Annotated in this window: 15 protein-coding genes; all 15 read left to right on the forward strand. The window is 44.1% G+C overall.

What is annotated here, in order from left to right; translation table 11 throughout:
- Window positions 1-13 precede the first annotated feature (13 nt).
- The 15 genes from C2I18_RS27630 (at window position 14) to C2I18_RS27700 (ending at window position 14,115) form a co-directional block, all read left to right on the forward strand.
- Window positions 14-1,444 (forward strand): CDP-glycerol glycerophosphotransferase family protein, encoded by a 1,431-nt coding sequence (locus C2I18_RS27630; protein WP_249898899.1) that lies wholly within the window; start codon window positions 14-16, stop codon window positions 1,442-1,444.
- Complete coding sequence (pseC, locus tag C2I18_RS27635) at window positions 1,431-2,639, forward strand: UDP-4-amino-4,6-dideoxy-N-acetyl-beta-L-altrosamine transaminase (RefSeq protein ID WP_249898900.1); 1,209 nt, start codon at window positions 1,431-1,433, stop codon at window positions 2,637-2,639. Before C2I18_RS27630 ends, pseC begins: the two co-directional genes overlap by 14 nt.
- Window positions 2,636-4,411: an N-acetylneuraminate synthase family protein gene (locus C2I18_RS27640; RefSeq protein WP_249898901.1), complete on the forward strand. Its 1,776-nt coding sequence runs from the start codon at window positions 2,636-2,638 to the stop codon at window positions 4,409-4,411. The genes pseC and C2I18_RS27640 overlap by 4 nt, the downstream gene beginning before the upstream one ends.
- Window positions 4,412-4,434: 23 nt before the next feature.
- Window positions 4,435-5,349 (forward strand): aldo/keto reductase, encoded by a 915-nt coding sequence (locus C2I18_RS27645; protein WP_249898902.1) that lies wholly within the window; start codon window positions 4,435-4,437, stop codon window positions 5,347-5,349.
- 1 nt (window position 5,350) lies between these two features.
- Window positions 5,351-6,148, forward strand: a complete 798-nt coding sequence (locus C2I18_RS27650) for an SDR family NAD(P)-dependent oxidoreductase (protein WP_249898903.1) — start codon at window positions 5,351-5,353, stop codon at window positions 6,146-6,148.
- Window positions 6,142-7,242 carry a UDP-2,4-diacetamido-2,4,6-trideoxy-beta-L-altropyranose hydrolase gene (pseG, locus tag C2I18_RS27655; RefSeq protein ID WP_249898904.1) on the forward strand — a complete coding sequence of 367 codons (1,101 nt, stop codon included), beginning with the start codon at window positions 6,142-6,144 and terminating at the stop codon, window positions 7,240-7,242. The genes C2I18_RS27650 and pseG overlap by 7 nt, the downstream gene beginning before the upstream one ends.
- Window positions 7,229-7,843: a UDP-4-amino-4,6-dideoxy-N-acetyl-beta-L-altrosamine N-acetyltransferase gene (gene pseH / locus C2I18_RS27660; RefSeq protein ID WP_249898905.1), complete on the forward strand. Its 615-nt coding sequence runs from the start codon at window positions 7,229-7,231 to the stop codon at window positions 7,841-7,843. The genes pseG and pseH overlap by 14 nt, the downstream gene beginning before the upstream one ends.
- Complete coding sequence (gene pseI / locus C2I18_RS27665; protein ID WP_249898906.1) at window positions 7,779-8,831, forward strand: pseudaminic acid synthase; 1,053 nt, start codon at window positions 7,779-7,781, stop codon at window positions 8,829-8,831. The genes pseH and pseI overlap by 65 nt, the downstream gene beginning before the upstream one ends.
- Window positions 8,832-8,972: 141 nt before the next feature.
- Window positions 8,973-9,758 carry an SDR family oxidoreductase gene (locus C2I18_RS27670; RefSeq protein WP_249898907.1) on the forward strand — a complete coding sequence of 262 codons (786 nt, stop codon included), beginning with the start codon at window positions 8,973-8,975 and terminating at the stop codon, window positions 9,756-9,758.
- A gap of 29 nt (window positions 9,759-9,787) precedes the next feature.
- Window positions 9,788-9,967 (forward strand): hypothetical protein, encoded by a 180-nt coding sequence (locus C2I18_RS27675; protein WP_249898908.1) that lies wholly within the window; start codon window positions 9,788-9,790, stop codon window positions 9,965-9,967.
- Window positions 9,968-10,138: 171 nt separating this feature from the next.
- Window positions 10,139-10,816, forward strand: a complete 678-nt coding sequence (locus tag C2I18_RS27680) for a response regulator transcription factor (protein WP_249898909.1) — start codon at window positions 10,139-10,141, stop codon at window positions 10,814-10,816.
- Entirely contained in the window at window positions 10,813-11,817 is a 1,005-nt protein-coding gene (locus tag C2I18_RS27685; RefSeq protein WP_249898910.1) for a sensor histidine kinase, read from the forward strand. Before C2I18_RS27680 ends, C2I18_RS27685 begins: the two co-directional genes overlap by 4 nt.
- An 83-nt stretch (window positions 11,818-11,900) precedes the next feature.
- Window positions 11,901-12,623 (forward strand): ABC transporter ATP-binding protein, encoded by a 723-nt coding sequence (locus C2I18_RS27690; protein ID WP_481857853.1) that lies wholly within the window; start codon window positions 11,901-11,903, stop codon window positions 12,621-12,623.
- Window positions 12,620-13,369: an ABC transporter permease gene (locus C2I18_RS27695; RefSeq protein WP_249898912.1), complete on the forward strand. Its 750-nt coding sequence runs from the start codon at window positions 12,620-12,622 to the stop codon at window positions 13,367-13,369. The genes C2I18_RS27690 and C2I18_RS27695 overlap by 4 nt, the downstream gene beginning before the upstream one ends.
- On the forward strand, window positions 13,366-14,115 hold the full coding sequence (locus tag C2I18_RS27700) for an ABC transporter permease (RefSeq protein WP_249898913.1): 750 nt from the start codon (window positions 13,366-13,368) through the stop codon (window positions 14,113-14,115). The genes C2I18_RS27695 and C2I18_RS27700 overlap by 4 nt, the downstream gene beginning before the upstream one ends.
- Window positions 14,116-14,205 lie beyond the last annotated feature (90 nt).

Below are 14,205 nucleotides of genomic sequence, written 5' to 3' on the forward strand. Positions count from 1 at the left end.
GGGATCTGACGGGATGTCTGTTTACTTATCCAATTACTGGTCTCTTTATAGTGAATTCATCCATGTTTTCAAAGAATTAAAATATAGAGATATCCCCTTGGCGCTCATGACGAATTTCTATCAGCAAATTAATGATGAGCTTAGAAGTAATATGGAGCAGGAAGATTTTGCAGCGAAATTGAACAATCCGGGCATAAAGGAGCTAAGCGGAATTCAACCTTTTTTCGATAAAATGACAGCACCTTTAAACCGGACATTTAAGACAAATTCAAAGGGAAAGCTCCTGGTCAATCTGGACTACACAAGAATTTCCGAGAAAACATTAAACGAACATTTCAGTCCAGATCATACATTAATATTGTCGCGTTCCCGAGCACCGGAGTACTTCGGAATTCCAAATCTCTATATTGGTAATTTTAAGGGTGACACCAGATCCGCGGCCGAAGAGCTGGTCCAATCAGCAGCCTCAATTTTTGCAAAATATGAAGAACATCCGGCGTACGGCCATCCTTTTTTCAGTCAAACCTTCATTAAGCGGATTCCCGGGATTATAGATACCATAGAAACGGTTTTTAATCTTTACGATCAAAACCCGGTTGGTGCTGTCTTGATAGGCACAACAGAAGATGTTGTCAGCCGGTCTCTTGCAATCATCGGAGGTATGAAGGGAATCCCCGGCATCTGCCTGCAGCATGGGATTTTAATGGGGGAAGAAGCCTTTATTCCCGTGTTCTCTAGTCATGTTGGGGTATACGGAGAATATGAAAAAGCGTGGTATGTGACAAGAGGGCTTGAAGAACAACGGATCGCAGTGATCGGCCATCCCCGTTATGATGAAATTTTTGCTTCTACACGACAGCCTGATCCGGCAATTTTTGAAGCGTTTGATCTTGATCCGGACAAAATCACGTTATTAGTAGCTACAGGCCCCCAGTTAGATGCCCGTAAGATACAGACGCTGGTGACGGAGCTGGTTGCGGGCGGACAATTCCAGGTCATCATTAAACCTCATCCGTGGGAGCTATCCAAAAAACTGATATCACTCTATACAGACCTGGAACAGAAGCATAAATCTGTCCATGTGATCCAGGATAGAAAAGTAGATACACGGGATTTGATTCTGCATTCAGATGGTGTCATCGCTACACTTTCCACCGTGGCATTGGAAGGTTTGTTATTTAATAAGCCTGTCTTCGTCTATTATTTCATTACTGCAAATCGTGAATACGATTATTATAATACCCTGGAAAACTATATTCAGAACGAACCGGAAGAATTAATTAACACCGTCTCTTTATATTTTACAACGGAAGAAGAGAAATTAAAGTATGAAGAAGTGAAGAAGAGGTTTTTGCTGCATTCGTATCAAGTACGGCATTCCGGTGAAGAGCTTTTACATTTAATTCATCAATTAATGGAGCGTTATAATCATGAACATAAGTAAATTAGCCATCCATGGAGGAACTCCCGTACGTGCCCGTTACTTGCCTTATGGAAAACAAGTCATCGATGAGGAGGATATCCAGTCGGTGATTAAGGTACTGCAAAGTGATCACCTGACAAGCGGGCCTGCCATTGCACAGTTTGAAGCTGACATCGCAAGCTTTACAGGAGCAAAGTATGCCGTGGCATTCACAAGCGGAACAGCAGCTTTACATGGTGCCTGTTATGCAGCCGGGATCGGCGAAGGGGATGAGGTGATTACCACTCCAATGACTTTTGCAGCTTCTGCTAACTGTGTATTATACCTGGGAGGTACACCCGTATTCGCAGATATTGATCCGTTTACCTATAATCTGGATCCCGCACGGATAAAGGAACGGATAACAGCACATACAAAAGCCATCATTCCGGTTCATTTTACGGGCCAGCCGGCCGAGCTGGATGAAATCCTCACAATCGCCAAAGAACACAACCTGGTTGTCATTGAAGATGCTGCCCATGCGCTTGGCGCAAAATATAAGAATAAATCGATTGGTTCCATTGGCGACATGACGATGTTCAGCTTTCACCCTGTAAAGCATATAACAACGGGAGAAGGAGGGGTGATTACTACAGATAACCCAATGTACTATGAGAAACTGCTGCAATTCCGCACACACGGCATAACAAGAGACCAAAAGCTGTTACAGAAAAACCATGGACCCTGGTATTATGAAATGCAGTTCCTCGGATTTAACTACAGGATTACAGATATTCAAGCATCACTGGGCATATCACAATTAAAAAAAATCGGGAGTTTTATAGAGAAGCGCAGACAGATATCGGAGTTCTATACCAAAGAACTGGCTTCAATAGAAGAGATCGTTCTTCCGCATCAGCTGTCCTATGTCGATTCAAGCTGGCATCTGTATATTCTAAGACTGCAGCTTTCCAGACTAACTGCCGGCAGGAAAGAGATATTTCAAGCACTGCAAAAGGAAAATATCGGTGTTAATGTCCACTATATCCCTGTCTATCATCATCCTTATTACGAAAGCTTAGGTTTTCAAAAAGCCATTTGTCCAGTTGCTGAAAGCTGTTATGAACAATTTATTACTCTCCCTCTATATGCCGGGATGGATCATCGTGATATGGCAGATGTTGTTGATGCTGTGAAGAAGGTGATCAGCTACTATTCCAACCAAAGAAGAGAGTGAGCGAAGTGGCCAGAGTAAAAGTGATTGCCGAGATTGCCAATGCCCACCTGGGTGACCCTGCAAGACTGACAGAATTGATCATTGCCGCCGCAGACAGCGGCGCAGATGGGGTGAAATTTCAGTGGTTTAAGTACGACAGTATCGCAACACCGGACTTTATTCATTATCAGCTTTACACTGATTTGTTTATTGATAAGGAGATATGGGCCGATGCGCTAAAGCTTGCGAAAAGTCTGGGCTTGGAAGTTTGGGCGGACATATACGATGAATGGGGAGTTGAAGTATTAGCGGAGCTTGAAAGCCTGGTCGACGGCTTGAAATTAGCAGCAACAGTGCTGCAGTCGGAAGCTTTAATTCAAGCGTTGAAGCGGTTTGATAAACCCATATTAATAGGTGTGGGGGGGTGGTTTGAAGAAGAAATGGATCAACAGCTATCTTTTATTAAAAATAACTTTAAAGGTCCGCTCATTTTAATGCATGGTTTTCAGGGATATCCTACGCGGACAGAAGATTCCAATCTTAGCCGTCTCTTTTATTACAAACAAAAATATCAGCTGGAAGTTGGCTTTGCCGATCACGAAGATGCCGCCACTGAAATGGCCATAGACCTGCCTGTCTATGCCTATTTATTGGGAGCCGGAGTCATTGAGAAGCATATTACCATTAACCGTTCAGCGAAAGGGATCGACTATTATTCCGCACTGGAACCGCATGAATTCAAAGTAATGGTTGAGAAGCTGCGCAGAGCAGAGGTGGTATACGGCAGCCTGGAAGTCAAAGAATCCGAAAGAAAGTATCTTGAAGATTCCTCCTTTAGAATAGTGTCCAGACAAGCGATTCGTCCCGGTGAGATCATTTCGCCAGATAAAATAATATATAAGCGCTCTTCCGTACCTGACGCATTTAGGGCACAACATGCAGAACAATTCCCCCTTATCTCAAAATTATATATTCCTGCAGATACACCCATCTCTCCTGATATGGTTAAAAAACCCAAAGTTTGCATTGTAGTCATTTGCAGATTGAAATCCACCAGACTTCGGCAAAAGGCTCTGCTGCCTGTTCATGGTGTTGCAGCGATAGAAAGATGTCTGATCAATTGCCTGGCAATGCCTGATTGTGATCAGGTAGTCCTGGCAACCTCTGATCTTCCGGAGGATCAGCCGCTTACGGGTTATAATTTGGATAACAGGGTGCAAATCGTTACCGGAGACCCGGCTGATGTTGCGTCAAGAATGCTGAAAGCCGCCGAAGCAGCAAATGCAGATATTGTTGTCCGCGTCACAGGTGATAATCCGGCTATATCTCCAGAAATCCTCGCGTTTTTAACCAATCAGCATATAACAAGCGGAGCCGATTTCACCCATGCAAAGAAGTCTACCATCGGTACTGCCGGAGATGTAATTACTGTTGAAGCCCTTAAACGACTGGTGCATTTATTAGAGCACTCCGCCGATCGTACTTATACCGAATATCTGTCATTTTATTTTATGAACAACCCGGCACTGTTTCATGTGAATTCGGCTGATCTTCCTGAACAATGGATTATGCCGGATTGGAGATTAACCCTGGATGAAGCCAAGGATTTAGAACTGCTGGAGAACCTATATAAAGGTCTGGATGCAGGAAAACGTCCGCTTTATTTTGAAGAATTAAAGTCTTTTCTGTTGAGTAACCCGCAGCTGGCGGATATGAATAGGGAAATCAAAGTGAAATGGCTGGATGATCCATCGCTGATTCATAAGCTTAATGAAGTCACTACATTCATATAACCATAAAGAGTCGGGTGCTAAAGATGATGAACCATTCTAAACTTATGCTCGGGACGGCTCAATTGGGCGGGAAATACGGCATTGCGAATATAGCGGGTATGCCGTCCTTCCAAAAAAGCTGCGAACTGATTCAGTATGCTGCTGCCTCAGGGATTCGTTATTTGGACACTGCACCGGGATACGGGGATAGTGAACGAATCATTGGAAACTGTTTGAAACGAATGGAGTTGAACAGCCGGCCTAATATTGTGACGAAGCTTCCTTCTATACAGAGGTTAGGTCTCAAAACGGAAGAAGAGCGAAAACAGTTTGTGTATTCCTCCATCGCGTCTTCTCAGAAATATTTACAGCTGTGCGCTTTAGATACCTGCCTCTTACATGATCCCGGGGATATGTACTACCAGAGCGGCGGGATCCTCACAATTCTCCGTGAACTGAAGGAACAAAAGATTATTCATAAATTAGGCGTTTCGGTATATGATCTGCAGGATATTGAGCTGTTTTTAGACTTCGATTGTTTTGACTGCATCCAGCTCCCCGTTAATTTGTTTGACCAGAGATTGATTGGAAATGGAATGCTTGAAACGCTCTCCAAAAAGGGAATAGAGGTATTTGCACGCAGTATCTATCTCCAAGGACTATTGTTAATGGATGCTGCGAATCTTCCTGAACCGCTGAAATTAGCCAAAGTGCCTTTGGAATCCTTATCTGAATACAGCTTAGAAACAGGAATATCCATAAAGGAGCTTTCCTTTCTGTTTGTAAGAGATCTTCCAGGTATATCCCGGATCATTGTCGGGTGTGAGACGATAGGGCAATTGCGGGATAATCTGAGACTGATGGAGTTACCTCCTCTAAATCAAGAGAGAATGCAAGAGATCCGTCATTTATTCGCTGATGTTCCTCTAAAGATTATTGACCCCAGGATGTGGAGTTGACATGGAGACTGCAATTCATGAACTTTTCAGTTTAAAAGGTCAAACGGCGGTCGTGACAGGTGGTGCGGGTTATTTAGGAAAAGCAATCTCAGAAAGTCTGGCCGAGGCCGGTGCTGCTGTGTATATCGTAAGTTCAAATGAAATAAAATGCAGGCATTTGGCGGAGAAGCTTACAGAAACAACTGGATCCAAGTGCTTTGGTGAATACATCGATATCCGAAAAGAGGCATCTGTAAAAGCATGTTTTCAGCAAATTTATGAGACTGCAGGACGTATAGATATCTTGGTTAATAATGCGGCATTCAGCTCGCCGGGGCCCTTAATCTCCATGAGTGAGGACGAATGGCTGAAAGGGATGGATGGAACGATCAATGGAACTTTCAGATGTACTGCAGCTGTATTGCCTTACATGATGGAGCAAAAAAAGGGTTCGATCATTAATGTATCCTCCATGTATGGTGCAGTCTCTCCTAACCCTGAAGTCTATGGCGGCAGCGGGATGGATAACCCGGCTAATTACGGGGCAGGTAAAGCGGCAATTAATCAGTTCACCCGTTATATTGCCTGCCACTACGGTAAATATGGGATTCGGGCAAATACAGTATCACCGGGTCCGTTTCCCCATCCGGCCGTTCAAGCAAATGTGCAATTCATCAAAAACCTTGAAGCCAAAAATCCCTTGGGCAGGATCGGTAAACCCGGGGATCTGAAAGGAATTATGGTTCTTCTCGCTTCTGCTGCCTCGGATTATATAACGGGTGGGAATATAACGGTTGATGGCGGCTGGACGGCATGGTAACAGGATATTTTCCGGGCATTAACATCTTTTTCCGGGTCGATTCTTCCTATGAGATGGGCACGGGGCATGTCATGCGCTGCCTGACGCTTGCCGATGAGCTTAAAGCCAGGAATGCTAAAGTTTCATTTGTTTGCCGTGATTTACCCGGGAACTTGGCAGACTATATCAGGAACAAAGGTTATCCAGTATTTATACTGCCTTTTCAGGCTGAAGAGGCTTATCCATCCTGGCTGCAAGTGGACTTCAAGACCGATGCGCTGGAAACTGCACAAATCCTTACTGCATGCACTCCAGTGGATTGCCTGATTATTGACCATTACGGAATCGATCTAAGATGGGAAAAATTAATTGAAGCGAATGCGGCGAAGATTATAGTGATCGATGATTTGGCTGACCGGCCGCATCTATGCAGCATTGTATTGGATCCGAATAGTTCCAGTGACGAAGACCGGTATCATGCTCTGGTCCCGGACAGCTGCATTCAATTGGTAGGGACCGGTTATGCAATCCTTCGGCCGGAATTTCGGACAGTGCGAAAGCAGTTAGCAGCACGCGATGGCAGAATCCACAGAATACTTGTCTTTTTTGGCGGCACAGATCCTACTAATGACACATTAAAAACACTGCAGGTATTAAATAAACCCCAATATTCTTATTTATCCATTGACGTGGTAGCAGGTAAAAATAACAGAAACAAGGTTCTTATAGAAGACCTATGCAGCCATATGGCAAATGCATGGTTTCACTGTCAGATCGATAACATGGCTGAGCTGATGGGAAAGGCCGATCTTTCCATCGGGGCGGGCGGAAGCTCCACCTGGGAGCGGTGTTATTTAGGGCTGCCTTCACTTTCCATTGTAACTGCAGATAACCAGAGAGCAATCACACAACACGTGCATGATAAAGGGGCGACGTTTTGCTTGGGTGACAGCGCTGAAGTTAAACCGGAAAGAATTGAGCATGAAATCAATAAGCTGCTTACCAGCCCCGCTCTGGTGAAGGAGATGTCCCGGCAAGCCCTCCAGCTGATGGGGGAGGATAAATGGGGTGCGGTTGTAGACCTGATTATGGGAGGGGACCATGCCATCCATTAATGATTATACACTGAAGCAATTAGGCCCTGACGAAATAAACCTTGTATGGGAATGGCGTAATGCGGATCATATACGGCCCTTTATGAATCAGGATGACATTATTCCGCTAGATGAGCATATTGCCTGGGTGAAGGCTGTAGAGAAAGACGCCAGTAAAGTGCTGAAGCTGTGCTTTTATCAGGAAAAACCCGTTGGTTTGGTAAGCTTTTCACGAATAGACTCCAAGAACCATACTTGTGAATGGGGATTTTATATCGGAGATAAATCCTGCCCCGCCGGTTCCGGCAAAATCATGGGGATTTTGGCTTTGGATTACATTTTTAAAGAACAACCAATGCGGAAGGTATGCGCCCAAATCCTGGACTTTAACTGGAAGAGCCTGTCCTACCACCGGAAATTAGGTTTTGCTGAAGAAGGCAGGCTGGTCAGGCAAATTTTAAGAAACCATAAATATGTAGATGTCGTGTTGATGAGCCTTTTCAAGGAACAATGGGAGCAGCAAAGTGAATTTTTGAAGGAGGAGGTTGCGGGGGCAAATGAAGGAAATACAGATCGGCAGCAGACATATAGGAAAGGACAATCCTCCTTTTATCATAGCTGAAATGTCAGGAAATCATAATCAGTCGCTTGAGCGGGCATTGGATATTGTAAAGGCAGCGGCAAAAGCCGGGGCGCATGCGTTTAAAATTCAAACGTATACTCCGGAAACGATGACTCTTCCTATCCAGGACGGAGACTTCAGGATCGAATCAGGCGGACTTTGGAAAGGAAGGTCTCTATTTGATCTCTATAAAGAGGCGCATACTCCATGGAAATGGCATCAGCCGATTTTTGAAACCTGTAAGAAATTGGGGATGATTCCGTTCAGTACAGCCTTTGATGAAACCTCGCTTGAATTTTTGGAATCCCTGGATGCGGCCTGCTACAAAATTGCCTCCTTCGAAAACAATGATATTCCATTATTAAAAAAAGTCGCTTCTACAGGAAAACCAATGATTATTTCAACCGGATTGGCTTCGCTTGGTGAAATTGAAAACATCGTTAACACTATATCGGCTGCAGGCTGCAAGGATTATATTTTGTTAAAATGCACGAGCAGCTATCCCGCTTCGCCTGAAAACTCGAATCTGAATACGATCCCCTATTTAAGAGAGGTTTTTCATTGTCAGGTCGGTCTGTCCGACCACACCTTGGGAATTGGAGCAGCTGTGGCAAGTGTAGCGCTGGGAAGCACCGTCATTGAAAAGCATTTTACCCTTAACCGTGAAGAAGGCGGCGTTGATTCTGCCTTTTCCCTGGAGCCTGATGAATTCGCATCACTTGTAAAAGAAACGGACACGGCCTGGAAGTCATTGGGTAAAGTTTCAACCGGTCCAACGAAAGAAGAAGAACATTCACTTCAATTCCGACGGTCCATTTATATTTCCAGGGATATCCGTGCAGGTGAAGTGTTGACGGCAGAAAACATAAGAGTGATCCGGCCAGGATTTGGTTTGGAACCGAAATACTATGATCTGCTGTTAGGGAAAAAAATAAACAGGGATCTTAAACGCGGAACTCCTTTAACCTGGGAGCTGTTACTGGAATAACAGAGCGCAAGGTGCATGGCCTCCTGTAGATACAGGGGGCTTTTTTTGGTGAAATCACGAATGTATTTTAAACAAAAGCACATAATAATTTCTGATTAAATGGTATTGAAAGAATTTGCGAAAAGAGAGGAATTATCAAATATGAGTAAACGCTTTGACGATAAAGTGGTAATCATTACAGGAGCAGGCTCCGGATTAGGCCGGGCATCTGCAGTACAAATCGCCAAAGAAGGCGCAAAATTGACGTTAGTCGATTTAAACACCGGCTCTTTGGAAGAAACCCGGCAATTCGTGCTGGAAGCTGCACCTGAAGCGGAAGTGCTTTTGGTAACCGCGGATGTATCAGATGAAGAAGCAGTCAAAAACTATGTGAATGAAACCGTCAAAAAATACAGCAAAATCGACGGATTCTACAATAATGCAGGGATCGAAGGGAAACAAAACCCGACGGCTGATTACGGAAGTAATGAATTCCATAAAGTCGTTAGAATCAACCTTGACGGTGTATTTTATGGACTAAAATATGTCTTGGAGGTAATGAAAAATCAAGGGTATGGCGCAATTGTCAATACAGCCTCTGTCGGCGGGATCCGGGGTGTGGGAAACCAGTCGGGTTACGCGGCAAGCAAGCATGGTGTTGTGGGATTAACCAGAAATTCAGGTATCGAATACGGCCAATACGGTATAAGCATCAAGGCGATTGCCCCGGGTGCAATCATGACACCAATGGTTGAAGCCTCTTTAAAACAAATGGGCGGTGACCATTGGGAAGAAGCAGGCAAAGAATTTGTAAGTGTTAACCCGATGAAACGTTTTGGAAAACCGGAGGAAGTGGCCCACCTGGTGGCGTTCCTGTTATCAGATGAGGCCGGTTTTATCAATGCAGCAGTGATCCCGATCGATGGCGGACAATCCTATAAATATTAATTCATATCATCTAAGGAGGCGCTAAGTGAATGTCCAATAAAAAAAGCTACTATGCATTTGAGGCTCCGTCCGGGACCACCATCGAATTTCAAGCCACAAGCCTGCAGCAAGCGATGGTTATAAAAAAGAAGAGGGCGCATGAGCTGGGAATTCCTAAAGAGGCTTTTGAACTGACCAGCATACGCAAGAAACCAAGCCTGAGCGAATAGTCTTTTTCCATGAGTACTCATGAAATTAAAAGCCGCATACTAGCGGCTTTTTTGATTTACGATAAAATCATTCCGGTTTCCCGGGAAGTTTGCAAGCTGGGGATTATTCTGCTTATGATAAGACTGAGACAGTATCCAAAACAGTACATACTTTAGAGAGAAGGTTCATACTTGAAAAGAAACGTATTATACATTGAAGATAATGAGAAAATAGGCAATTGGGTAAAGGAAGAATTGGAACAGCGGGGATTTTCAGTTCAGTGGCTGCTTTCTGGTGAAGGGGCCGAAAAAGAAGTGAATCAGTATGAAATCGTTATTTTGGACATCATGTTACCTGGTTTAGATGGATTTACTGTGGGAAGACGATTGAAAAAGGTAGCTCCTGCTGTTCCTATTTTGCTGTTGTCTGCCCGGACATCATTAGATGATAAGGTAGACGGTTTGCAGTTTGCTGACGATTATGTCACAAAGCCATTCCATACGGATGAATTAGTTGCAAGATTAGAAGTATTAATCCGCCGAAGCGGGGGATCATCCTCTGAACGCATTTCATTAGGAACTCATATTGAAGTAGATCCGGAAGCCCAAATGGTATATGACAAACGATCAGGAGAAGAAATCATATTAACAGGGAAACAACATCAAATTTTACTGTACTTCTTACGCCACCCTAATAAAGTTTTGCCAAAAGAACAAATCTATGAAGCTGTCTGGGAAGAACCCTATCTCACTGGTGACAAAACATTAATGGTACATATCCGCCGGCTGCGTCAAAAGCTGGAACGTAATCCGGATGCCCCTGAGATTATTGAAACCCTCAAGGGAATAGGCTATCGGGTGAAATTATGAAACAGAACAGATCTTTATTCCGCCGTTTTCTAAAAGGTCATTTTCTATTTATCTTTTTCCCCCCAATGGTGCTAATTTTCTTTTCTGCGTTCTTTGGGTTATCTATCGAAGGCGGAAAACTGAATACGTTAAATCTATTTTACGTTACATTGCTATTATTTGGTTTTATTATTGCCGCTTTTGTGGTAATGTCCTGGCTGTTCTTCTTGAGACTCCGCAAACGTCTCACCGGCTTACAGGAAGCTATGTCTTCAGCTAATCAACGCTCCTTTCCCAAACCCGTATCTGTTCAAATTGATCGTATGGATGAAATAGACCAGTTAGGAAGCTCTTTTAATTGGATGATTCAGCAGCTTGAAGACAGCCGCAAGCGGGAATCGGAAGAGGAATTGTTACGGCACCGGCTCATTGCGAATTTATCACACGACTTACGGACGCCGCTTACCATTCTGAGAGGACATGTCACCAGATTAAATAAAGAGTCAGTAAGTTTACAAGGACAACACTCATTGGCAGAGATGGACCATACGATTACTAGAGCCGGAGATCTGATGGATGATTTACTTTCCTATACATTGCTGACCTCAGGAAAATATCCTTTTGAGCCCGCTCCAACAGATATTGTACGTCTAGTAAGAGCATCTGTTGCTGCCTGGTATCCTGTTCTTGAAGAACAAGAAATTCAGATCGATGCTGATATACCGGCCGGGGAGACTTTTTATTGGGAAGCAGACCCTAAATGGTTAACACGGGTTCTGGATAACTTATTTCAGAATATTCTCCGCCATGCAGCAGAGGGTAAATATGCACACATTGTGGTTGATACAGTAAAAGAACAGATCATTGTTGCCGACAGAGGTCCGGGGATGGATAACTCTTCCTACGGGCGCGGGGCGGGAATTGGACTATCGGCTTCAACTTATATACTGAAAAAAATGAAGCTGAAAGCAGACTTTACATCCAATGAAAATGGCACAAGCATAGCTATTGGCCGTGCTTAACCTAGAGTTAACCCAAAATTAAACGGGCTGATAGCGGAGATGTTACTTTGCTTCTCTATACTTAGAACCATAACAGAAAGGAAGTGTTATGGTTGCTTACCATTCATAATTTAGTCAAACGCCGCGGAACTCAAGAAATTTTATCAGGTATCAGTTTTAAAGCCAGACCTGGAAGAGTAACCGGTTTTTTAGGTCCTAACGGGGCAGGTAAAAGCTCTACACTCCGTATCCTGCTTGGATTAGACCGTGCCACCTCTGGCAGTGCATTAGTTAATGGAAAACCGTTTGCAGAATTACATAATCCTCTGGCAACAGTAGGTGCTGCACTTGATGGATCCGGAGCGCACCCTATGCGGACAGGACGCGCACATCTGCGCTGGATGGCCCTTGCCGCAGGCTTGCCCCGCTCACGCGTCGAGGAGGTTCTGGAAATCGTGGGTCTTAGCGATAGTGCCGGCCAAAGAGCCGGAAAGTATTCCCTTGGTATGGGGAAAAGACTTGGGATGGCAGCTGCCCTGCTTGGTGATCCCGAAATATTAATATTAGATGAACCCGTGAACGGGCTCGACCCGGAAGGTATCCGCTGGATCCGTTCATTCTTACGTCAACGCGCTGCGTCAGGTAACACTGTATTGCTATCCAGCCATCTCATGGGAGAGCTTGCAGAGACGGTTGATGATGTGGTCATTATTAATCATGGAAAAGTCGTTGCAGATGGAACGCTGGAAGAAGTCATAGGTAACCATTCTACGCTGGAGAATGCCTTTTTTGCCCTAACATCTGAACATAGAGGTAATGTGGTATGAGAGCATTTAAAGCGGAACTCTCTAAATTGTTCTCCCTGCCGGGTATTTGGCTCGCCTTTCTTATTGGAGCATTTGCCCCTGCGGTCATCGCTGCCTTGGACAGTGCTGCGCAAAAAGAGGAGATTATAGCTGGAGTCAGCTCACGGCTGCCGGAGGTTGGTTATATCGGATTAGCTCTTGGTGTGCAGGGTGTCATTATTGCGGGTGTGCTTGCTGTCAGCAGCGAGTTTTTAACAGAGAGCAGTGAATCGGGTGGAGGACGGCAGATTACAACAAGTTTGGCTGCTGTTTCATCCCGGATTTATTTTTTGTTGGCAAAAGCAGGCGCTGTAACAGTGATCAGCATACTGCTGTGTATGGTTGCAATAGTGACAACTTTATCAGCAACACATCTAATTCTTGGTGATTATACCCCGTCATTTGAATGGTTCAAACTTACGGGTGCCATTTGTTACTGGATATTTACTGCTCTTTTGGCATTCAGTTTTACTGTACTAACTAAGAATGCTATGATTCCGCTTGCTGTGCTCATGATTAATTCATCCGTTGTATCATTAAGTGTTCTGCTCTCCAAGGCTACAACATTGGCGTATTACTTACCCGATCGGGCTGGTGTTGAAATGTTTATATTAATGAGTGATAGATTTCATCCCCCGTTCACTGGCGGCTTAGTCATGTTAGCCTGGGTAATTGTTCTTTTCATTGTTGCAGCTGCTGTATTCCAAAGGAGGGACATTGCATCATGAATGTCTCTTCTAGCAAAAAGATACAACGAATCCTAGGTGCTGAACTGTATAAATTAATTACTTTACCATGGATTTGGCGCATGCTTACAGGTACATTCTTTTTCAATATAGCTTTAGCCGCAGCCTTTACTTCAGCCGGTCTGCAAAGAACAGCAGGGGCTCAAAGTATACTGGATATAGGACTTGCTTCTATGAGGTATCTTCAAGCCGGGTTTATAATTCTTGGTATCCTGACTGCTTGTTCGGAATATGCGGGTGGACAAATTAGGGCTACTTTAACTGCAATACCTTGGCGCGGGGTTCAATTATTTGGAAAGCTTTTGGCATTGGCCATTATAACCGTTCCTGCGTCGCTTATTATTGCTGCGTCAGGTGTACTATATACTTTTATTATGATGAGAGAGACAGCTGCAGTTATCGAAATAGACACAATGCTTACAGCATTAGCAGGTGCAGCAGGCTATCTGACCTTAACCACACTTCTCAGTGCGGCTGCAGGCGCTTTATTTAGAAGAACCACTCCAGCTTTAGTGATGCTGCTTGGTTATTACTTCCTTGCCAGTCCATTGTCGGGTAATTTTCTGCTCAGCTATTTTCCGGATACGGCAGGATATTATATGTACATGATGCCTCACCCTGATGAAGTACATGCCCTTACACCTATACAAGGGACAGGTATTTTAATGCTGTGGACATTGTGCTTCATTACATTAGCTACTGTTTTTTATTGTAAAAGAGATGCTTAGGGTTAGGTTTCATCATTAATGTTAAGTCTTTATTTGACCACAGGAAGGAATAGGAGTATCATATATGGCATAATATGGTACTTAAGGGGT

The organism is Paenibacillus sp. PK3_47, from assembly GCF_023520895.1.
Lineage (GTDB): Bacteria > Bacillota > Bacilli > Paenibacillales > Paenibacillaceae > Paenibacillus_AQ.

What these genes read in the sequence shown, in the direction of transcription:
- C2I18_RS27685 (WP_249898910.1), top strand. Translation starts at nt 10,813, where the DNA reads ATGAAACAGAACAGATCTTTATTCCGCCGTTTTCTAAAAGGTCATTTT.
- C2I18_RS27695 (WP_249898912.1), top strand. Translation starts at nt 12,620, where the DNA reads ATGAGAGCATTTAAAGCGGAACTCTCTAAATTGTTCTCCCTGCCGGGT.
- C2I18_RS27675 (WP_249898908.1), top strand. Translation starts at nt 9,788, where the DNA reads ATGTCCAATAAAAAAAGCTACTATGCATTTGAGGCTCCGTCCGGGACC.
- C2I18_RS27700 (WP_249898913.1), top strand. Translation starts at nt 13,366, where the DNA reads ATGAATGTCTCTTCTAGCAAAAAGATACAACGAATCCTAGGTGCTGAA.
- C2I18_RS27650 (WP_249898903.1), top strand. Translation starts at nt 5,351, where the DNA reads ATGGAGACTGCAATTCATGAACTTTTCAGTTTAAAAGGTCAAACGGCG.
- pseH (WP_249898905.1), top strand. Translation starts at nt 7,229, where the DNA reads ATGCCATCCATTAATGATTATACACTGAAGCAATTAGGCCCTGACGAA.
- C2I18_RS27630 (WP_249898899.1), top strand. Translation starts at nt 14, where the DNA reads ATGTCTGTTTACTTATCCAATTACTGGTCTCTTTATAGTGAATTCATC.
- C2I18_RS27645 (WP_249898902.1), top strand. Translation starts at nt 4,435, where the DNA reads ATGATGAACCATTCTAAACTTATGCTCGGGACGGCTCAATTGGGCGGG.
- pseC (WP_249898900.1), top strand. Translation starts at nt 1,431, where the DNA reads ATGAACATAAGTAAATTAGCCATCCATGGAGGAACTCCCGTACGTGCC.
- C2I18_RS27670 (WP_249898907.1), top strand. Translation starts at nt 8,973, where the DNA reads ATGAGTAAACGCTTTGACGATAAAGTGGTAATCATTACAGGAGCAGGC.
- pseG (WP_249898904.1), top strand. Translation starts at nt 6,142, where the DNA reads ATGGTAACAGGATATTTTCCGGGCATTAACATCTTTTTCCGGGTCGAT.
- pseI (WP_249898906.1), top strand. Translation starts at nt 7,779, where the DNA reads ATGAAGGAAATACAGATCGGCAGCAGACATATAGGAAAGGACAATCCT.